Origin of the sequence: Zobellia nedashkovskayae, assembly GCF_015330125.1 — a bacterium.
Taxonomy (GTDB): Bacteria; Bacteroidota; Bacteroidia; order Flavobacteriales; family Flavobacteriaceae; genus Zobellia; species Zobellia nedashkovskayae.
Genome location: NZ_JADDXR010000002.1, coordinates 831,457 through 851,797 on the forward strand (window position 1 = coordinate 831,457; position 20,341 = coordinate 851,797).

16 protein-coding genes are annotated in these 20,341 nt (G+C 37.4%); 5 read left to right on the forward strand and 11 right to left on the reverse strand.

The genetic code is table 11. The features are described from left to right. Positions 1-9: 9 nt before the first annotated feature. From IWB64_RS03615 to IWB64_RS03630, 4 genes are all read right to left on the reverse strand, one after another. A complete protein-coding gene (locus tag IWB64_RS03615) occupies positions 10-456 on the reverse strand; it encodes a nitrous oxide reductase accessory protein NosL (RefSeq protein WP_194532712.1) in 447 nt (148 codons plus the stop codon). Further along, a complete protein-coding gene (locus IWB64_RS03620) occupies positions 453-1,097 on the reverse strand; it encodes a hypothetical protein (RefSeq protein WP_194532713.1) in 645 nt (214 codons plus the stop codon). The genes IWB64_RS03615 and IWB64_RS03620 overlap by 4 nt, the downstream gene beginning before the upstream one ends. A gap of 119 nt (positions 1,098-1,216) precedes the next feature. Then, the gene (gene nosZ, locus IWB64_RS03625) at positions 1,217-3,178 is read right to left on the reverse strand and encodes a Sec-dependent nitrous-oxide reductase (protein WP_194532714.1); all 1,962 of its coding nucleotides are present in this window, start codon (positions 3,176-3,178) and stop codon (positions 1,217-1,219) included. A 54-nt stretch (positions 3,179-3,232) separates the two neighbouring features. Beyond that, on the reverse strand, positions 3,233-3,745 hold the full coding sequence (locus IWB64_RS03630) for a c-type cytochrome (RefSeq protein ID WP_194532715.1): 513 nt from the start codon (positions 3,743-3,745) through the stop codon (positions 3,233-3,235). A gap of 187 nt (positions 3,746-3,932) precedes the next feature. Between IWB64_RS03630 and IWB64_RS03635 the strand changes: the two genes are divergently transcribed. Next, on the forward strand, positions 3,933-5,324 hold the full coding sequence (locus IWB64_RS03635; protein ID WP_194532716.1) for a Gfo/Idh/MocA family protein: 1,392 nt from the start codon (positions 3,933-3,935) through the stop codon (positions 5,322-5,324). Positions 5,325-5,383: 59 nt separating this feature from the next. Here the strand turns inward: IWB64_RS03635 and IWB64_RS03640 are convergent, their stop codons facing one another. From IWB64_RS03640 to IWB64_RS03670, 7 genes are all read right to left on the reverse strand, one after another. Next, entirely contained in the window at positions 5,384-6,205 is an 822-nt protein-coding gene (locus tag IWB64_RS03640; RefSeq protein WP_194532717.1) for a universal stress protein, read from the reverse strand. Positions 6,206-6,236: 31 nt separating this feature from the next. Beyond that, positions 6,237-7,598, reverse strand: coding sequence for an oxygen-independent coproporphyrinogen III oxidase (hemN, locus tag IWB64_RS03645; protein ID WP_194532718.1), 1,362 nt, complete (start codon positions 7,596-7,598; stop codon positions 6,237-6,239). 316 nt (positions 7,599-7,914) lie between these two features. Next, positions 7,915-8,421: a DinB family protein gene (locus IWB64_RS03650; protein ID WP_194532719.1), complete on the reverse strand. Its 507-nt coding sequence runs from the start codon at positions 8,419-8,421 to the stop codon at positions 7,915-7,917. 157 nt (positions 8,422-8,578) lie between these two features. After that, a complete protein-coding gene (locus tag IWB64_RS03655) occupies positions 8,579-9,703 on the reverse strand; it encodes a glycerate kinase (protein WP_194532720.1) in 1,125 nt (374 codons plus the stop codon). A gap of 10 nt (positions 9,704-9,713) precedes the next feature. Next, positions 9,714-11,318, reverse strand: a complete 1,605-nt coding sequence (locus tag IWB64_RS03660) for a sodium:solute symporter (RefSeq protein WP_194532721.1) — start codon at positions 11,316-11,318, stop codon at positions 9,714-9,716. Positions 11,319-11,620: 302 nt separating this feature from the next. Beyond that, positions 11,621-12,931: an amylo-alpha-1,6-glucosidase gene (locus IWB64_RS03665; RefSeq protein WP_194532722.1), complete on the reverse strand. Its 1,311-nt coding sequence runs from the start codon at positions 12,929-12,931 to the stop codon at positions 11,621-11,623. 94 nt (positions 12,932-13,025) lie between these two features. Next, positions 13,026-15,704 (reverse strand): TonB-dependent receptor domain-containing protein, encoded by a 2,679-nt coding sequence (locus IWB64_RS03670; protein ID WP_194532723.1) that lies wholly within the window; start codon positions 15,702-15,704, stop codon positions 13,026-13,028. A 196-nt stretch (positions 15,705-15,900) separates the two neighbouring features. On the opposite strand from IWB64_RS03670, the gene IWB64_RS03675 reads away from it, so the two are divergent. The 4 genes from IWB64_RS03675 (at position 15,901) to IWB64_RS03690 (ending at position 20,265) form a co-directional block, all read left to right on the forward strand. Next, positions 15,901-16,926 carry a LacI family DNA-binding transcriptional regulator gene (locus IWB64_RS03675; RefSeq protein ID WP_194532724.1) on the forward strand — a complete coding sequence of 342 codons (1,026 nt, stop codon included), beginning with the start codon at positions 15,901-15,903 and terminating at the stop codon, positions 16,924-16,926. A gap of 169 nt (positions 16,927-17,095) precedes the next feature. Next, a complete protein-coding gene (locus IWB64_RS03680; protein ID WP_194535797.1) occupies positions 17,096-18,058 on the forward strand; it encodes a helix-turn-helix transcriptional regulator in 963 nt (320 codons plus the stop codon). A gap of 252 nt (positions 18,059-18,310) precedes the next feature. Continuing rightward, positions 18,311-19,201 (forward strand): nucleotidyltransferase family protein, encoded by an 891-nt coding sequence (locus tag IWB64_RS03685; RefSeq protein WP_194532725.1) that lies wholly within the window; start codon positions 18,311-18,313, stop codon positions 19,199-19,201. Further along, positions 19,201-20,265: a phosphotransferase enzyme family protein gene (locus tag IWB64_RS03690; protein WP_194532726.1), complete on the forward strand. Its 1,065-nt coding sequence runs from the start codon at positions 19,201-19,203 to the stop codon at positions 20,263-20,265. Before IWB64_RS03685 ends, IWB64_RS03690 begins: the two co-directional genes overlap by 1 nt. Positions 20,266-20,341: the final 76 nt, after the last annotated feature.

Here is a 20,341-nt window from a genome sequence, read left to right on the forward strand (position 1 = left end):
CCTACAGATTTAAAAAGGATTATCTTTTTCGAATTTATCCTTTAATTCGGTCCAAGTATATAATGTTCCTGAATTGCTCAACTGTGCCCTACTTGCTTCGTCTTCATTTGCAAAAGCAGTTAAAAACGCTCCCATTGGACTAGGTATGTTCTCGCTGATTAAATAGGTTGCTTTGGTTGCATCAACAAAAACCCCTGGATCGGTATAATTATTTACACGGTATATAGCAACCGTTTCCGGTTCTACATCGCGTAGGTAATTTAACATACATTCCGTTGCATCAAAAGCATAACTTCTACCTTTTTTGGTCATATATTGTGCGGCATGTTGCTTATCTACAATGGTCATACTGCAAAATTGACATCCTTCCGAACCATATTCTATAGGTTTTGGCTCACTGTTACATGAAGACAATACCAAAAGACATATTACCCATAATACCGTTAGATTCTTCATGATGTTGCTAATTTATGATTTTGATGAGATGAATGAGAACCGGTACTTTTCCAGCCTACTAAAAACGCAACTACGGTAAGTGCCATTCCTACGAACATTAACCATGCACCTGTAGCTGGTATTGAACTTACATCAAAATTCAATAATTTTTTATAGCCAAAAAGCGGTGGTTTATAGGTCATTGGTGTTCCATCTTCATTAATCACCTTAATTATGGCATGTGGATCTAGGTTAGAACCGTAGTCCGTTAACCAGAGATTAAAATCATACATACCCATAATACCTAAGATAGACATTAGTAAGAACCATCCCAAGAAATATCGGTAATCAATTTTACCTAAATACCCTAAAATACCCAATAGCACTCCTAAGAGTACCATACCGATGATTACGATAGGAAAGACATTAAACTCCCACATCTCATCAGCTTTAGGAATGGTCTTCATACCTATGTAGTGGTTAAGACCGTCTATATTCTGTAAATCGAATTCAGAAACGCCTTGTATACCCGTAATATGAATATTCATACCCAATGGATCCGGGTATTGCGGAGCTCCTAGCATTATATTCCAAAGCGGAAATGCAAACAACCCTAATAAACATAAAGCACCGACTATCATTATTATACTTGCCCTTTTCATCTTACATCATCTTAAAAAATTAAATCCATCAATCATCTTGGCTTTCAAATAAAAAAGCAGGTCGGTCTTGGTACGCGACCTGCTTTTCGTTTGAATAATTAATCTACTTTCTCCTGAACCTACTCACCCAAAGACCAAGAAAGGTCAATATTGGACTTAGCAGGAGAAACTCTTACATAACCTTGCATCTCTTGGTGCAAAGCAGAACAGAAATCCGTACAGTAAAATGGCCATACGCCTTCTTGCTTGGGTTCCCAAACCGATGTTTTGGTTTGCCCTGGCATTATTAGTAAACCAGAATTCTTTTGTCCGATCATCATAAAGCCGTGTGGTACATCAAAATCTTGTTCATGGTTTGTAATATGGAAATATACTTTATCACCAACTTTAATACCCTCTATATTATCTGGAGTAAAGTGACTACGTATCATTGCCATATAGACATGTACTTCATTACCATCATGAACAATTCTTGCATCTGAAACATTCTTTGTAGCAAATGGATGTTCGTTTTCTGCCAGTTTATAAATTTTCTGCGATTTGGGCGCTAATATCGACGCTGGAATAGCTGCTGCGTAATGTGGCTCACCATGTGTTGGAAAATCATAAATAAGCTCCATTTTATCTCCAGAAATATCATACAACTGTGCAGAGTGTTCTAACTCAGGGCCAGTTGGCAGGTATCTATCTTTGGTAATCTTGTTCATAGACACCAAATATTTACCAAAAGGTTTTCTAGAGTTTCCACCAGGAATCATACAGTGGCCAACAGAATAAAATGTTGGTTTTCTATCAATAACCTCCCATGTACCTACTTTCCACTTCACAACTTCCGAAGAAATAAAGAACGTGGTATACGCATTACCTTGACCATCAAACTCAGTATGTAATGGACCTAATCCTCCACTTTTTACCTGACCAGCCAACACGTCTTCGAATTTTAAAATAGGAAGACCATAAGCTTCACCATCAAATTTTTTACCGTCAATTGCAGCAATCATTTTATCAAACGAGAATACCGTAAGATCTGCAGAAAGCTTTCCGTTTCCAACAATATAATCTCCTGTTGGATTTACATCTACCCCGTGTGGAGATTTTGGTGTTGGCATAAAGAATATAGCACCAGGTACTTTTGTAGGATCTACAGTAAGCACTTCTTTTTTCATGGTTGAAGTAGCACTATGTGTCTCATCGCTATACACATTATGTGTATAATTTGCAGGTACCATTGTACCTCCTCCATTTTCTACATACTCCTCAATTTTCTTCCAGTTTACAGCTGCAATAAAATCTTTATCATTTTGAGAAGCATTAACCTCTAATAGCGAATTAGCTTCTTCTGTGTTATACGTAGTAAAGAAAAACCATCCGTGGGATTTTCCTCTTCCTGGATGCGATAAATCATAGTTAAAACCTGGCATTATCAATTGGAATTTTATATCCATGCTGCCAGTCTCAGGTTCTACACTAATAAAAGACAAGGCACCTTTAAAGTTTCCTTTATAATCTTTTATAGGCATATCTCTTTGTGGAATAGGAACTGAAAAACGTGTTCCGGCCACTACATATTCTGAATTCTCTGTGATGTATGATGAACTGTGGTTACCTGCACTATTAGGAACTTCTATAATCTCCGCAGTTTCAAACGTTTTTAGGTCAATTCTTGCTATACGCGGCGTGTTGTTACCATTTATAAATAACCATCTACCATCTAATTCTCCATTAGTCTGAGAAATATCCGGGTGGTGAGAATCGTCTGCAGGTATAAAACCGAAAGAAGTTTCTAACATAGGTTTTGTCTCTTCCGAATACCCATATCCATTGGTTGGAAATTGAGAAAAAACAGGAATTTCTTTGAACATACGTCCGGAAGGGAGACCATAAACGGCTACATTACCGCTATATCCACCAGACATAAAGGCGTAAAACTCATCGTGTTCGCCTGGGGCTACATATACTTTCTCCGCATTATTGGAAGCAAGCGCTCCATTTGATGAAGCTTTGCCGTTTTGATCGCCGCAACCTGAAAGAAACAGGACCGACCCTAGTATAGCTACCAGGTATAATGAATACTTTTTCATCTGATATGTATTTGTGGTTATTTTATTAAAGCCTATAAGAGCTTTGAATGTTTACTATTCTAATGTTCTAAAATATTCGAGTATGCTACGAGCTTGATCTTCGGTCAACCCTTGGTTGGCCATTGGCGCACCATTAAATTCTGCCATAAGCTCTTTTGCCAAAGGATCTTCTTTAACCATAACTTCAGGATTAAGAATCATGTTCATTACCCATTCTGGGCTACGTCTTTTTAAAACACCTGTTGGAGCCGGACCAATGAATTTTTTATCTATTCTATGACAAGCCATACACATTTGGCTGTAAGTTTCTTCACCTTTTTTAGCCAATGCCATGTCAATATCTGGGGACAAAGTCACCGATTTTATAGGACCTACTCCTTTGTTTTCTAGATAAACACGTTCAGATGGTGAAACCGTACTAGTAGCCGCAACAGCTTCTGCTGGTTTCTCTGTTTTAGTTTTTTCACGGTCTACGCTAAATCCTTCTTTCTTTTTTTCTTCTTTACCCCCACAGGCCATAAGTAAGAGTGAAAAAAATATCACGGTACTTCTTATTACAATCTTCATTTTAAGTAGTTTATAGATTAATATATTGGGTAAATGTATGAGGAATGAATAGGCAAAAACATGATATAAATCAGTATTGGGCATAAAAAGGATAAAATTGTCCTTTATTTTTAATTTATTACTGAAACTGGGTTTCCAAGAAAATTGTAAATTCATGAATTGACCGAACAAAACCCTAATTTATTACATGAAACAAGACAACTCACGAAGGTATTTTCTAAAAAAAGCAGCTCTAGGTTCAGCAGCAATGACCTCCGCCCCCTTTATTTTATCCGCATCAAAAAATGAAAGCATCCTTATGCAACGAGAATACGAAACCAACGTATTCTCTTCTAATGACCATATAAACCTAGCGCTGATTGGAACCGGCATTCAAGGTATTTTTGACACCCAGGCCGCACTAACCGTTTCAGGCATACAATTAGTTGCCGCCTGTGACCTTTATACAGGAAGATTGGATAGGGCCAAGGAACTATGGGGCGATGCTATTTTCACCACTCGCGACTATAGAGAAATTCTAAATAGAAAAGATATTGATGCCGTTATCATTGCTACTCCCGATCATTGGCATAAGAAAATAGTTATAGATGCCCTTAAGGCAGGCAAACATGTATATTGCGAAAAACCTATGGTGCAACATTGGGAAGATGGCCAAGCCATTATTTCTGCGCAGACAGCTTCTGGGAAAATATGTCAGGTAGGTAGCCAAGGCATGTCTTCTTTAGGAAACGACAAGGCCAAACAATTATATTTAGATGGCGCCATTGGTGATATTGTAATGCTAGATTTTTACAACGACCGTTACTCCGCTGAAGGTGCTTGGCAATACCCAATTCCACCAGATGCAAGCAAAGAAACAGTTGATTTTGACACTTTTTTAGGGAAAGCCCCAAAGGTTCCTTTTGAGTCCGAACGTTTTTTTAGATGGAGAAATTATAAAGATTACGGTACTGGTGTTGCCGGAGACCTTTTTGTTCACGCATTCTCTACACTAAACCATGTAATTGATTCCCACGGACCCAACCGAGCTATGGCTACCGGTGGACTACGCTATTGGAAAGATGGTAGAGATGTTCCCGATGTTAGCATTACCCTTTATGACTACCCAAAAACAGAAACCCAAGCAGCATTTAACGCTGCTTTTCGTATAAATTTCATTGCCGGAAGTGGCGGTGGTAGTGGCTTTAAATTAGTGGGTACCGAGGGTGAAATGGAAATTGGACAAAATTCTGTTTCCCTTACGCGTTCAAAACTTAGCTTGGTACCAAGTGGGTATTCTATGATCTCTTTTCCTGAAGCCATGCAAGAAAAGATTAAGAACGGGTATGCCCAGCAAAATCTGGAAACACGAGCATCTGCTTTAAAAACGGGAACTAGTAAGTGGGAAGCACCAAAGGATTATAAAGGTGGACATCATGACCATTTTTACAATTTCTTCAAAGCCATACGTGAGAACGGAAAAGTAATTCAGAACCCTACATTTGGACTTAGAGCTGCCGGAGCCGCACTATTGGCCAATGAAAGCTACTACAAAAAAGAGCCTGTAAATTGGGATCCTACAGAAATGAAAATGGTATAACAAAAAAGGGCGGCCCGTGTAAAACGTACCGCCCTAATAGTTGCGTAGTTTAAGTGCATCTATATTTTAAAGGTCACCACTGGTATTTTAGAATGATTGACCACATCTTCACCAATACTGCCCATAAAGAAATGAGATAAGCCTTTACGACCATGGGTAGAGATACCTATGGCATCGGCACTATTATTTTCACTATAGTTTAGAACACCTCGTTCTACACTATAATCATTATATATTTCAACCTGTAAAGCTTCATTTACCTTACCAATAAAATTATTTATACGTGTATAAATATCACCTGAACTTAAGAAATCATCTCCTGGTGTGTTGATATAAACCAAATCCAAATTAGCCTTTAACATCTCTGCAAATGCTTTTGCTTTTTGAAAAGCAAGAACACTCTCTTCTCTAAAGTCGGATGCAAATACAAAACGGTCAATTTTAAAATCAGGTATTTCATTTTTGATGACCAATACAGGTATCTCTGCATTACGCACTACTTTCTCCGCATTAGAACCTATAAAGATTTCCTCAAGACCATCAGACCCATGAGAGCCCATTACAATAAGCTCAGCATTATGCTCAGCAGCAATTTCATTCACCTCGCTAAACACTTTATAATGCTTAATGATCGGCGTAACCTTTACCCCTTGTAAGTAAGGTTTTTTCAAAAATTCATTAAATCTTTTTTCCGCTAGCTTAATTAGAAAAACAGTTTGTTCAGGATGAAAACCTTCTGAAGAAGTTATCATAGCCTGATTCAGTTCTAACATATGTAATGCCAGTATTTCCGAACCATGCTTTTCAGCTAATGATACAGCAACTTTAAGGGCATTTTCAGATTGTTCGGAAAAATCTAGAGGTACTATAATTTTTTTCATGATATTTCTATTTTATAAGATTAGGGATATATTAAACTGTCATTGAAAATAGTCTTTTTTCTGGTTCTTTCTTATGTAAAAGCACATCAAAAGCCATACAAATATTCCGAATGAACGGACGGCCTTTTTCCGTTACCGCCACACCATCTTCTTTTATAGTAAGTAAATTATCTTGTTCCATTTCCTGCAACCTATCGGTTACTTCCTCTGTTCTCTCAAAACGAAGGTTCTCATTGGCCCATGACGTTTCAAAACCACACATTAAATTTAAGATATGCTTTCTTATCATTCGGTCTTCATTAGTTAAGATATGACCTCTATAAACAGGAATAACGTCGTTTTCTACCAAATGTTGGTATTCTTCAATACCCTTTACATTTTGGGCAAAACCATACCAGCTATCACTTATGCTCGATGCACCCAAACCAATCATAGCTTGTGTTTTTGATGCGGTATATCCCATAAAATTACGATGTAAACTACCTGTCTCCATAGATTCATAAAGTGAATCTGATGAAAGCGCAAAATGGTCCATACCAATTTCATGATAACCTACTTCTGCCAACAAGGCCTTACCAGTTTCGTATTGTTGTCTTTTTTCATCTGCAGTAGGTAAATCCGCATCTTTATAACCTCTTTGTCCATTTCCTTTTAGCCAAGGCACATGGGCATAGCTGTAAAACGCCAACCTATCTGGTCGCAACTCTTTGGTTCGCAAAATAGTTTCGCGAACATGCTCTTCTTTTTGAAAAGGAAGACCAAAAATAATATCATGACCTATTGAAGTATAGCCAATTTCCCTTGCCCATTCCGTAACGTTTTTTACGTTCGCAAAAGGTTGGATACGGTGTATAGCTTGCTGTACTTTTACATTATAATCCTGCACACCAAAACTAACGCGTCTAAAACCTACATCGTATAAAGCTTGTAAATGTTCTTTGGTAGTGTTATTGGGATGACCTTCAAAGCTGAATTCATAATTTTCAGCTCTTTTTGCCATACTAAAAATACCTTTGATAAGGTTTTCTAAATTCTGAGGCGTGAAAAAGGTGGGTGTACCACCTCCCAAATGCAGTTCTTTTATAATTGGTCTTTCAGAAAATAAATCACAATACAGCTTCCATTCTTTTAATACGGACCGTATGTACGGCTCTTCTACTTCATGCCTTTGAGTAATACGTTTATGACAACCACAAAATGTGCACATACTCTCGCAAAAAGGTAGATGTATATAAAGGCTTATACCTTCTGTTGCATTGCTTTCATCAAAACTTTGAATTAAGCTGGATTGCCATTTTTTACTAGAAAAAGTATCCATATTCCAATATGGAACAGTAGGATAACTAGTATACCTTGGGCCTGCAACATTATATTTCTGAACTAAACTGCACATAGATCGTATCTTGATTTGATACAAATCTAGCCTTGTTCACCTTTCTAAAATATGATAATTGTCAGGTATAGGGAATTAGCGCATTCATTCAACAAGCTAAAGCTCTTCGCAAACGAACCCTTGTTTTTGTAAGAGTGAAGTTACAATAGAGGAACATTTACGGGTTTCGACCCGGAGGATTTTATCACAATCCTCCAAGTCAAAATTCCATTTTCCTTCTGGCTCTACTACCCGATTCAATAACGGTTTCAATCTTTTTATATGTTTATTTTTTAAGACCGATGTTTTAAAAACCAATACTACCATCTTCTGTAGATTAAAGTTCGTTCCTGTCCCAAAACATAGGCGGCTCAATACCCAATGACCGCAAGTATACATACCCCTGACCACGATGGTGTATTTCGTTATCAATAAAATATAAAATGGAAGATTGAACAGTACCTTCATACTGCCCAAAAAGCTTGATGATTTCATGGAAGTTCTCAACCCCTATTTTAGTCCAATTGGTATTGATTTCTTCTGTGGCTTCATCCCAAAGTTCCAATACTTTGCTTTTGCTGTTTCCATGAGCCACCTCTTCCGTAAAGGCAGCCTGCTTACCTGTAACTATTTCTTGAATTCCAGGCCCAGCTATACTCAATAGTTCATCTACCATTTTTGAAAAGGGGCGCATACCACCAATGGAATATTCAAAGAAATCTTTCTCCGGAAATGCTTCAATTACCTTTCTGGTTAAAGTTCTATGCCCTTGCCAATGGGCCAATAGTTCGGCAGGAAGAATTACTTGGGTTACTTTTTCTGTGGATGAGACTGCTGTGTTCATAATTTACATTTTTTAGATTCGTACTATTTATAAGAACAAATGTAAAAGTGACTAGTGACAGCAGTTTGTCAGTAGTAAAATTATAAAGTATTTTTTTTAAAATCAATTTACCTCAACTCCTTTTTGTAATTTGATTTCAAGGCGATTAAACAAAAAACTATTGTATTAACTTGGCGAAATTATAACTGGCATTTACCAGATTCGTATAACTGGAAGCCATTGCTTCTGGCAAAGTAGAAATACCCCTTACTATTGAATTCACATAAGCCAGTCCAAATTTTTCTTGTTGTTCTATGGATATAGAAACCGAACCACATAAGGCTGCAACTGGTATTTTATGCTTCTGAGCAGAAGTAACTACCCCATTTATAGTTTTCCCAGAAAGCGTTTGTTCATCTAACTGACCTTCGCCAGTAATAATCCAATCGGCATCTGCAATTGCCTCATCAAAATGAGCTAGTTCTTTTACCAAATCTATACCAGACGTAAGTTCTCCTCTTAGAAATATGATGGCTCCACCGCCTATTCCACCAGCGGCACCAGAACCTTTTAGTTTTTGAAGGTTAATATTGTAGGTATCCAAAGCTACTTTTGCAAAGTTCTTTAAACCTTTATCCAGAATTTCTATTTCTTCTTCTGATGCTCCCTTTTGTGCAGCATAAATCTTTGCCGCCCCATTAGTACCGTAAAACGGATTGGAAACATCACAAGCAATTTTAAACTGTGCATCTGCCAATAACGGATGAACGTTTGAAGCATCTATACTTCTAACCTTACCCAAATTACTTCCTATAGGTTCTAAATCTAAACTATAATCTGCCTTGAATATATACCCTAAAGCATTGGCCATACCCATACCACCATCGTTTGTTGCGCTTCCTCCTATGCCAAGGATTATTTCTTGAGCACCTCTTTCAAGAGCATCAGCAATAAGTTCACCTGTACCAAAGGTGGTGGTGTTCATACAGTTCCTATCCGCATCCTCTAATAATTTAAGTCCGGATGCCTCGGCCATTTCTATATAAGCAATATGAGTTTCAGTGGCATATAAATAGGAAGCGTTTATTGGCCTGAATAACGGATCGTTTACGGTAATTGTAATTTTATCGCCATGTATGTAATGTTTTACCACATCTATGGTTCCGTCGCCGCCATCCGCTAAAGGCATTTTTACGATTTCGGCATTATTAAAGACATGCTTTAAGCCTTCCTCTACAGCATCACAGAACTCAAATCCAGAGAGGGAACCTTTAAATTTATCTGGAGCGATTACAATTTTCATAGCGCTTATTTTAGTTCAAAATATTAGGCAAAGAAATACTAAACAATACTATGGCAACAAAATAGGCCAGTAAGATGGCAACCTCTTTTTTACCTGAATAGTATACAACCTCTAAGCCTTCGTTAACTTCTCTTTTAACAGTATAACTAACCGCAAGAGCTACCACAATAGTAACTAAACAACCCAAAGCGTTCCACCAGAACCAAAAGATTTGCGGTACATATAACCATAGGTAAATATTAAACAATACCCCAACTACGATTCCAATATTAGCACCAAGCGCATGTGTTCTCTTAGTAAGAATTGCCAGAATAAATGCAGCCAAAATTGGGCCGTAGAAAACAGAGCTTATTTTATTGATAACTTCTATAACCGTACCTTCTATATTTCCAGCAAAAAAAGCAAAGAATAAACATACAAGACCCCAAAAGATAGATAATAATTTTGAGTACGTCATGTACTTCTTATCCGGCATATTAGGATGAAATCGCTTTACGAAGTCCTCCATAGTAACTGCAGAAAGTGAGTTCACCGTTGAACTTAGGGTGGACATAGCTGCAGACATAATTGCAACAATCAATATACCTATAACGCCATTTGGCAAATATTTGATTATGAAAACTGGCACCATTAAATCAGCCTTTTTTCCCTCTAAAGAAGAAATATTGGCTTGATACACTAAATCCATCTGCTCTTGAAAACTAGCATCCTGAACTAGGAGTGTACCCAAAACAAGCCCCATAATACAATACGTTAGAGTAAAGGGGAACCTAAGTAGGCCGTTGGCCATCATTAATTTTTTAAGATTGGGCATGCTGCTAGAAGATAACAATCGTTGTGATTGCGTCTGGTCTGTTCCATAATAAGAAGCATATAAAAAAAAGCCCCCTATGACCATTGGCCAAAAACCAAATTCATCATTACCATCTGCATTATTAAAACCCCATTTACTAAAATCTACAGCCGTAATCCTGTCTCTGTCTACATGGGTAAGAAAATTGTCTATACCGCCCAATTCACTAAAACCGTAAAAAAGACAAATGATAATACCGATAAAAAGAATACTCATTTGAATTACATCGCCCCAAATAACGGCTTTCATTCCTCCTTGGTAAGAATAGACCATGGTTATAAGGCCAATGATTAAAATGGATATCCAAAAATCCATCTGAATAGTAGCCTGAAGAATCAATGCCATGGTATACACCATTACACCGGTAGCTACCGATCTACTTATTTGAAAAACGAAACTGATCAGCAGTCTGGATGAAGCATCAAAACGTGTTTCTAAATATTCATAAACACTGACAATTCCTGATTTGTATAGGGTAGGCAGTACAGCAATCAACAAAAAAGCCATTGCCAAGGGCACACCTAACTCATAGGTAAGCCATTGCATACCTCCTCCGGCCTTAAGCCCTACAAAGGCTGGTGCCGAAATAAAACTGATAGCAGAAAGTTGCGTTGCCATAGCCGAAAGGCTCAAAGGCAACCATGACGTTTGCCTTCCTCCTAGGAAATAATCTCCTCCGGAATTATTGTCTTTAAACAAAAAACCCAATCCCAAGAAACCGACTAAGTAAACGACGATTATGATATAATCTATATAATTCATGAGTAATTTTTCAATTGGTTTGGTCTCCTATTTTATTCTTTGTTCTATGAACAGAATATGGTAGACGCCTGCTGCGCAATTGCTTTTAAGAACTAAAATACAGCAGAAATATCTTACATTTCATTAAAATAGACTCTCCACGGCGGAAATTGAACAACACATTACAATTTACCGCCATTTTGAGTCAAAAATGAGAACAACAATAGCTCAACAACTAGCAACTAATTAACGCGAACCAAACATGTTGGCTGCACGAACACTTAGACTTTCTTGTCCTCAAAAAAAAACTAAACATTTACCTCTTAACCTTTAAGAAGGTCTATTATCAATGCGGCGGTCCATGAGAAATTATCGCCACCGTAACCTTTTCTAATTTCTTCACCAGTATCTTTTCTACAGTCAAAATATTCAAAAAAGCCATCGCGTTCAACAAGTTCAATTGAATCATTTTGAACACGCGCTGCAATTTCCTTATATCCGTACTCTTTCAATCCACGGTATAGCATCCAATTCATATTGATCCAAACGGGACCTCTCCAATATTTTCTAGGATTGAAACGATTATCTGTAGGATCAAACGATGCACATAAATACTTATCATCACCTCCAAAGCGGTCCATCATAGTATTTACTAGTACCTCAGCTCTTTCTTTACTTGGAATACCGGCAAATAAAGGGGAAAATGAGGAAGAAGAAACATGGCGTATAGGCTTATCATTTCGCATATCATAATGAACATATGCACCCAATTCATTATCCCATAGTTTCTGGTTGAAAGCAGCAATACTTCTTTCTTGATTCTTTCTTAAATATGCTATTTTATCTTCATTGCCACCAAACAATTCATATAGCTCCATTAAAGCCTTATTAGATTTAATGAGCATGGCATTGAATAACGGGTCTTGTACTAAGAAAGGAGAAAGCTCGGCTATTTTAGCATCATCGTAGTTATTTTGCTTTGCAATATCTATGATGTACAAATAGTGGTCATACTCCCTTTTTGATGGACGTTGAGAAGCATCTACATGCGTTGTGTCTTTTCGTTCAAAAGTATATTCCGGTGGGTTCATGGTGTCCCAGATATCATCCCATACAGGAGAATTATCTGTACCAGATTCCCAGTTGTGATAAATGTATACTAAACCTTCATTTTGTGGATCACGATTTTCGTAAAAATACACATGGTTGTCATACACCTTATCTATCTGCCCTTTTATAAAATTGAGCATATCTTCCTTATCATCTACAATATTTAGCATATCTTGGAGAACAAAGGCAGTAACAGGGGGTTGGGTCATTCCTGTAGACTTATATTTTTTTGATGAAAGCGGATGTAAGTCTGACCTGTGAAAATCATGACCTGGAAAATAAGAATCGTCATCTGTATGAAAAACAATGTGTGGTATAAAACCATTATCCCATTGCGCATTTAACAAAGTCTCTATTTCTTTTTTTGCGTGATCTATATTGTAATGGGCTAGGCCTACTGCAATAAAACCGCTATCCCATTTCCATTGAAACGGATAAAGTCCTTTACTAGGTATAGTAAAACCACCTTTTTGAAAATTGGCGTCTAAAACGTTAATTGCCCTATTTATTATATTTTCTTTCATAACGTACATAAGGATAAAACACATTGGCAATAAGCCACCACCAATGTGTCTTTGATTTAAAAACTAACTAAACTCGCACTAATTCAAATCATTTTTAGAAATTGAAAGTCGCTGTCAAGAAGAATCTTCTTGGTAGAATAGGACGACCAACAAAGAACTCGGATTCACTCTGTCCTGCAGCACCCGCTCTTGGGTTACCTTCCGTAATACCATCACTATCAAAAAGATTGAAGATGGAGAAACCAAGACGAACGCTCTGGTTTTCTTCTGGCGTACCAAAAGTGTAACCTGCACCCAATCTACCGATTGGAATAGCGTCTAATTCTATATCATTTACATCAGAAGAGAATTTACTACCCGTGTAATTAAAACCAAAATTAGCATCGAACTTTCTGTTATCGTAGTAAGCACCTAGCGAACCTAAAAAGTTAGGCTGTCTTGCCAATTCATTGCCCACGTTAGCCTCGGAAGAAGTCCCGTTTACCAAATCAAAATCTGTGTTTTTAGTAATTTCGTGACCCTGGTAAGTTACCGTACCACGAAGATTAAAATTGCTAGCTACACGATAGTCACCAGTAGCTTCCAAACCTATAGTTCTAGTGTCCTGTTCAGAACGGGTTTCATCTATTAACTGACCACCCACTATAGCTTGCTGTATTTTAATTCTATCTTTCAAAGCCACATAATAAGCAGCAACCGATCCAGAGAATTTAGAAGAACCAAATTTAGCACCAGCTTCAAATTGAATAATATTTTCAGGATCATAAGCATTTTCAGAAATACCTGCTACCGGAGCAAAACCTCTTATTTGTGGAAAGAAATATCCTTTAGAAAAGTTAGCATATAAATTGGTTACATCGCTCAATTCATAAAGACCTGCAAAAGAAACTGCCCATCCAGAAGCTTGAATAGATGATCTTATGAAACTACCATCGGCAGTTTGTACATCACTCAATTCCGTAATTAACTCTGGGTTATCATAAACTGTTGCACTTGTTATTCCGCCTTTGGCGTTTTCACCATCTGTATGCTCATATCTAAAACCAACGTCAAAACGCCATCTGTCAAAAATCATCTCATCGGTTAAATAGAAAGCCAATCTGTTCTGAGATAAGAAATTATTTGAGGTTTGACCTATACGGTTGTATAAACCACCTTCTGAGTATACTACATTACCTCCAGCTGCATCGGCATAATTCAAATTCACCAATCTAGGAGCGTTATTGAATTCAGATAGAACACGGTATTGATAGTTTACATCTTCTGCCTCAGTACGTGCTATAAAAGTACCTAAAGTTACGTTGTGACTTCCACCATTTAAAGTCTCTAAAGTCTTCGTTAAAGAAGCCTCTCCCGAATAATCAGTCATTGGTCTTAAACGATCTACATGAAGGTTATCAATTACCAAATCCGAACCATTTATTTGTGAATTAGGATTTCCGCTCTGATAGCGAGCTGTGTACCCTTGGTTGTCAGGAGCTATACTAGCTACATAGTTATCTAATGTAATTGGGTTTCCGTTGTCTCCGTTTCCTCCAACATACAAAGCAAAGTTGTGCTTGTAGTTAGCATATTTTACTTTGGACTTGAATCTTAAATCATCTTGAAATCTGTAATCAAAATCAGCTAAAAGATATCCGCCAGTTGTAGAAACACCATCAGCAATTGGGCTATTATATGTGCCACCTGGAGTAATAAAAGAAGTGTTAGCCAATTCCCCTGTCAATAACTGCTCTACAGCTTCTCCGTCATTTCCTGCCAAACGCTCTCTACTTCCACCTGATAAAGGTATTGGAAGGTAGAACTGTGCTTTATCATTTATAAACTGGCCATGTACGGTAAACGAACCTTTGTCAAATTTCTTCTTGATATTAGCCCTGAACTGCACCCCTTTTGTTGGCAAACCAGTATCTATAGGTCCACGGTCATGTCTTACAAATCCCGTAAAAGCATAGTATGTATTAGAATCTTCACCACCCAATTGGCCACCACTGTAGAAATCGGTTTTTAACCGTCCCATATTAGCAACTTCTAGGTTTACGATGTTACCAGGATTGGTATCACCCGTTTTACTTGTATAGTTAATGATACCTGCAACAGAACCCGCACCATATAAGATAGCAGAACCACCACGTACAAATTCAACACCTTTAAAACCAATATCTGGTCTGGCATATACATCATGCGCGGAAGAGTTTAAACCAAATGTGCTCATTAAAGGCATACCATCATATTGTAATGGGTTAAACACATATTGACCACCAGAAGGCAGACCTCTAACGAATACGTTAGTTGCTGTTTCACCACCACCACCTTCAGCAGTAATACCAGGTACACTTCTTAAAATATCTGCCTGACTATTGGCCGATAGTTTGGTGATCTCTGCCATTTTTACAGAACTAATAGACAACGGAGCCTGCTTTTGAGACCTGAACGTACTAGAAGCAGTCAAAACAACCTCGTCCAATTGTTGGCCACCTTCTTGTAGTTCAAAATTTACCGTTACATCTGCTCCGGTTAACTCTACTGGCTTATCTAAGGTAGTAAATCCTAAATATGAAGTTCTTAATACTTGGCTGCCTTCTAGGTCTGTTGAGAATGTGTAGTTACCGTCAAAGTCAGATGTTGTACCAGAAGTACTACCTGCTATTATAATATTCGCTCCCGGGATTGGATCCCCGGCACTGTCCGTAATGGTACCGGAAATTCCAGTCTGGGCAAATGCTCCAGTACCTAGAAGAAGACCGATTACCGCAAAAAAAACTTTCTTCATAATTGTAGTTTTAAAAGTTGAGTGAACTTGAGTTATTATTAATTTGTTAATACAGGACCAAAACTATTTGAATATCATATTATTTCGACAAAAAAATTGCAAATTTGTTATGCAAACGTTTTCGCAAACGTTTGCAATTCATAATTTTTTCCTAAATTTATTTGCATTAGGTTGAAAATCAACATCTTTTTACATTATGGGCAAAAGACATAACACCACTTTAAAAGATTTATCCAAAGAATTAAACCTTTCTATATCAACAGTTTCTCGCGCGCTTAACAACCATCCAGATATTAATGAAAACACAAAGCAGAATGTTAAAGACCTAGCGCGTAGAATGAATTATTCGCCTAATTTATTCGCCAGAAGTTTTCGGTCTCAAAAGACAAATATCATAGGAGTAGTTGTTCCTAACATCACACATTATTTTACCTCTACCATTTTAAAAGGCATTTTGGAAGAGGCAGAAATACAAGGATATCGTGTTATTATTTCCGAATCCAACAACAGCGAAGCCAAGCAGACCGAAATGCTAAATACCATGACCCAATTTGGCGTTGATGGCATTTTGATGTCCCTCACTAGAAAAATAGAAAAAATAGAAGACCTACTTCAAACATTGAACCGCGTACCTATAGTATTATTTGATAAAGTATCCCAAAAAATACCATGCACCCAGATTGTTATTGATGAGGAACAAGCTGCCTTTAATGCCGTGGAGCACCTTATTGAATTAGGGAAAGAGCGGATAGCCATTATTAAAGAAACCGAGAATTCATACAATTCCGAAAAGCGCTATGCGGGCTATCTTCGTGCTTTGGAGCACCACGGGATCAAAATTCGAGAAAAGATTATTTTAAGTACAGAAGATATATCACTCATTCATGGAAGGCGCCTCACCAATATTCTTTTAAGTATGAAAAAACGGCCCGATGCTATTTTTGCCATTACGGATAATGCCGCCATTGGTGCTATAAAGGCACTCAATAAATTCAAGGTTAAAATACCCGAGGAAATAGCGGTGGTTGGTTTTAGCAATTCGGCAAACTCAAAAATTATTCAACCTGAACTAACTACCGTAGACCAGCCTGGCGACAAAATTGGTCGTACCTCCGTAAAATATCTCATAGAAGAAATTGAAAATCCATCAAACGATGTCATCACTAAAACCGTTGAAATAAAAACCACATTAGTGGTCAGGGATTCCTCTTTAAGGGCTTAGCTCCAAAATTTTATTAAAGTAATGCTGACAAGCTGTTGTCACCTTTCGTCTTTTTCTTTGTTTTCGCAAAGTGTACATAAGTTACGTTAACAGCTAAAAAAAAATGAAATTCCGATATTTTTCAGGTCAGTCTCTGAAGTTTTATCTTTGGAATATATACCGCACTCTTATGGGCTTGGACACCATTAACAGATTTGACCGCATAGTTGCTATATTAATTCAATTGCAATCAAAACGCATAGTAAAAGCACAAGAATTGGCTGATCGTTTTGAGGTTAGTCTGCGTACGATTTATAGAGACATTCGCTCATTGGAAGCATCGGGCGTGCCAATTATCAGTGAGGCCGGCGTGGGGTATTCCATTATGGAAGGGTACCGTTTACCTCCTGTTATGTTTACCAAGGAGGAAGCCTGTAGCTTTGTTGCCGCAGAAAAGTTGATGGAAAAATTTACCGATACTTCTTTAGGTTCTCACCACAAATCTGCTATGTATAAGGTAAAGTCGGTTTTAAGGGGAAAGGAAAAGGATTGGATTTCAACTTTGGAAGCTCAGGTTTTAATAGACCCATCTCAAACACCTTTTGATGAAAATATACCCAACGCACTGGAGATTCTATTTGAAAGTATAGCGGATAAAAAACAAGTGTTCCTAAAATATCACTCCCTAAATTCGGAAAAACCGTCTGACCGCTTTATTGAACCTGTGGGACTTTTTCATGAGAATAACTTTTGGTATGTACTGGGCTATTGTCATGTCAGGAATGATTACAGACAATTTAGAACGGATAGAATGTTAAGGATTTCCAGAAGCGACGAACCTTTTACTCTTGAGCATGGTTTATTAGACGAGCATCTGAATAAACAACCGGAGAGAGAAAAGACCAAAATTATAATTTCTGTTGATAAAAGTATTGCCCGTTACATCTCTATAGGAAGAAAACAATATGGGTTTGTTTCCGAAGAAATCAAAGAAGATAAGGTTCTCATGACCTTTATGACTTCGGATATGGAGAATGGCTTTCCTAGATGGTATGTAATGTTTGGTGATTATGCAGAAATTATAGAACCTAAAAGCCTAAAGGCACGTGTAATTGAAATCCTTAAGGAAGCTCAAAACCGACTTGCAAATTGATTCCAATATATCCAGCAACCAACTTCGTAGCTAGAGTTATTTTAGATTGTTGCTCTACTCAATTGATAATATTTAAACCTTCCACATCGCATTCCACCTTAGTTTTTATACAAAATCTAACATTTCTTATCTGTAGATATAAGTGTAGCTCGCAATCAACAACATGTCAAAAAATTGTTATGTAAATAGAAATGACCTACAAGTTTTCATGTGAAAACCTTATTTTAGCGGCACTCTAAAAAACTTAAAGACATGACCTTATTATTAATGGCCGCTGGTAGCGGTAGCAGATACGGAAAACTGAAACAATTTGACGATTTAGGCCCTAACGGCGAATTCTTAATGGAGTTCGGTATTTACGATGCCCTGAAAAATGGTTTTGACCATATTGTTCTTATTACTAAAAAGGAAAATGTTTCTTTGGCGGAAGACCATTTGAGACCAAGAATACCAGCCAACATCAAGCTAGATGTTTTGGCTCAAGAAATTACGGATTTACCGGAAGGATGTTCTTTTTCAGGTGATCGTAAAAAACCTTGGGGTACTGCACATGCAGTCTGGACAGCTAGAAACGTAATTAATGGTCCTTTTGCCGTATTGAATGCTGATGATTTTTACGGACAATCTGCCTACGCAAACGCAGCTGATTTTGCACGTGAGCATAATAACGATGATACTTTTGCCCTTGTTGGGTACACTTTAAAAAACACTTTGTCAGAACATGGTTCTGTATCTAGAGGGGTTTGCCAAGTAAGTGGTGACGATTTGGTTTCTGTTGATGAACGCCTAAAACTTGAACCAAAAGACGGTAAAGTACTTGATCTTGATTCTGGTAATGAATACACAGGCGAAGAGCAGGTAAGCATGAACTTCTGGGTATGCCAACCTTCTATTTTTGATAAAATTGAAAGTGAGTTCAGAAAATTTTTAGCTGACGATAATTTAGCCGTAACCAGTGAACTTTATATTCCTAAAATGGTTCAAGAGATGTTACAGGCTAAAGAAATAAAAGTAAAAGTTGTACCATCAGGTGGTGATTGGTTTGGTGTAACATATGCTAGCGATAGAGAAAAGGCCGTAGCTGACTTGCAAGAAAAAACCGATGCGGGTAAATACCCTTCTCCTCTTTGGCCAAAACAATAATGAGTAAGTATTCTAACGAACAACTTAACGAACTGTTAGGGCAATTTTCTATGCCCCAAATAAAGTACTTGATCAAACCGTTAACGGACGGTTTGATCAATGATACTTTTTTGATATATGACGGTTCTACTCCACTATACATATTACAACGTGTAAATCACCTTGTCTTTACAGATGTAGAAGGGTTGATGAACAACATACAACAAGCCTTTAAATATTTAGAGGATAACGATTACAGTAAAATAACCTTAGTATCTCCAAAAACGGGACAGAGCCACTATATTTCTCCTACTGGGGACCATTGGCGACTTATGACGTTTATTGATGGTAGCACGGCATACAATACCACTGAGAACACCAAGATTGCTTTTGAAGCGGGAAGAATCATCTCCAAGTTCAATTCGCTTTTACAAGAAGCTAATCTAGACGATTACGTAGATACTATTCCTCGTTTTCATGATATAACCTTGCGTCAAGAACAATTTAAATCCGCCCTTAAAACTGCTGCTCCGGAGAAATTGGAAGTTGCAAAAAAGGCCATTGTTTTTACTAATGAAATTTTAGAAAAGCTTAACGCTTTAAATTTAAAAGAATTACCCATTAGAGTTTGCCATAACGATACTAAATTAAATAACATTCTCTTCTCAAAAGAGACCAATAAGGCACTATGTCTAATTGATTTGGACACACTTATGAAAGGCTATTTTCTTTACGATTTTGGCGATGCGGTACGTACTATAGCAAATACAGCTGCAGAAGACGAACAAGACCACAGTAAAATTATTTTTGACAAGGATTTATTTGAAGGCTTTATAGATGGCCTTGCCGTTAACAGCTCTTTCTTAACCAAGTCTGAAATTGAAACGTTGTCTTGGGGTGCCGTTCTCATGCCCTTCTTACACGGTATACGAGCTTTAACAGATTATCTAAATAATAATGTCTATTATAAAGTTGCTTATGAAAACCAAAATTTAGATCGTAGCCTCAGCCTTTATAATTTTACTCAAAAAGCATTGAATCATATGGATTATATGGAGAATGTGCTAAAGGAGAAACTGTCCTAAACTTAAAAGACACCTTATTTAAGTAGCTCTGGAAAATGAAAATCAAACTTAAAGTAGGTTTTCAAAAAAAGATCTA

What these genes read in the sequence shown, in the direction of transcription:
- IWB64_RS03680 (WP_194535797.1), top strand. Translation starts at nt 17,096, where the DNA reads ATGGGCTTGGACACCATTAACAGATTTGACCGCATAGTTGCTATATTA.
- IWB64_RS03650 (WP_194532719.1), bottom strand. Translation starts at nt 8,421, where the DNA reads ATGAACACAGCAGTCTCATCCACAGAAAAAGTAACCCAAGTAATTCTT.
- IWB64_RS03690 (WP_194532726.1), top strand. Translation starts at nt 19,201, where the DNA reads ATGAGTAAGTATTCTAACGAACAACTTAACGAACTGTTAGGGCAATTT.
- IWB64_RS03670 (WP_194532723.1), bottom strand. Translation starts at nt 15,704, where the DNA reads ATGAAGAAAGTTTTTTTTGCGGTAATCGGTCTTCTTCTAGGTACTGGA.
- IWB64_RS03675 (WP_194532724.1), top strand. Translation starts at nt 15,901, where the DNA reads ATGGGCAAAAGACATAACACCACTTTAAAAGATTTATCCAAAGAATTA.
- IWB64_RS03665 (WP_194532722.1), bottom strand. Translation starts at nt 12,931, where the DNA reads ATGAAAGAAAATATAATAAATAGGGCAATTAACGTTTTAGACGCCAAT.
- IWB64_RS03620 (WP_194532713.1), bottom strand. Translation starts at nt 1,097, where the DNA reads ATGAAAAGGGCAAGTATAATAATGATAGTCGGTGCTTTATGTTTATTA.
- IWB64_RS03655 (WP_194532720.1), bottom strand. Translation starts at nt 9,703, where the DNA reads ATGAAAATTGTAATCGCTCCAGATAAATTTAAAGGTTCCCTCTCTGGA.
- IWB64_RS03630 (WP_194532715.1), bottom strand. Translation starts at nt 3,745, where the DNA reads ATGAAGATTGTAATAAGAAGTACCGTGATATTTTTTTCACTCTTACTT.
- IWB64_RS03615 (WP_194532712.1), bottom strand. Translation starts at nt 456, where the DNA reads ATGAAGAATCTAACGGTATTATGGGTAATATGTCTTTTGGTATTGTCT.
- IWB64_RS03660 (WP_194532721.1), bottom strand. Translation starts at nt 11,318, where the DNA reads ATGAATTATATAGATTATATCATAATCGTCGTTTACTTAGTCGGTTTC.
- IWB64_RS03635 (WP_194532716.1), top strand. Translation starts at nt 3,933, where the DNA reads ATGAAACAAGACAACTCACGAAGGTATTTTCTAAAAAAAGCAGCTCTA.
- IWB64_RS03685 (WP_194532725.1), top strand. Translation starts at nt 18,311, where the DNA reads ATGACCTTATTATTAATGGCCGCTGGTAGCGGTAGCAGATACGGAAAA.
- nosZ (WP_194532714.1), bottom strand. Translation starts at nt 3,178, where the DNA reads ATGAAAAAGTATTCATTATACCTGGTAGCTATACTAGGGTCGGTCCTG.
- IWB64_RS03640 (WP_194532717.1), bottom strand. Translation starts at nt 6,205, where the DNA reads ATGAAAAAAATTATAGTACCTCTAGATTTTTCCGAACAATCTGAAAAT.
- hemN (WP_194532718.1), bottom strand. Translation starts at nt 7,598, where the DNA reads ATGTGCAGTTTAGTTCAGAAATATAATGTTGCAGGCCCAAGGTATACT.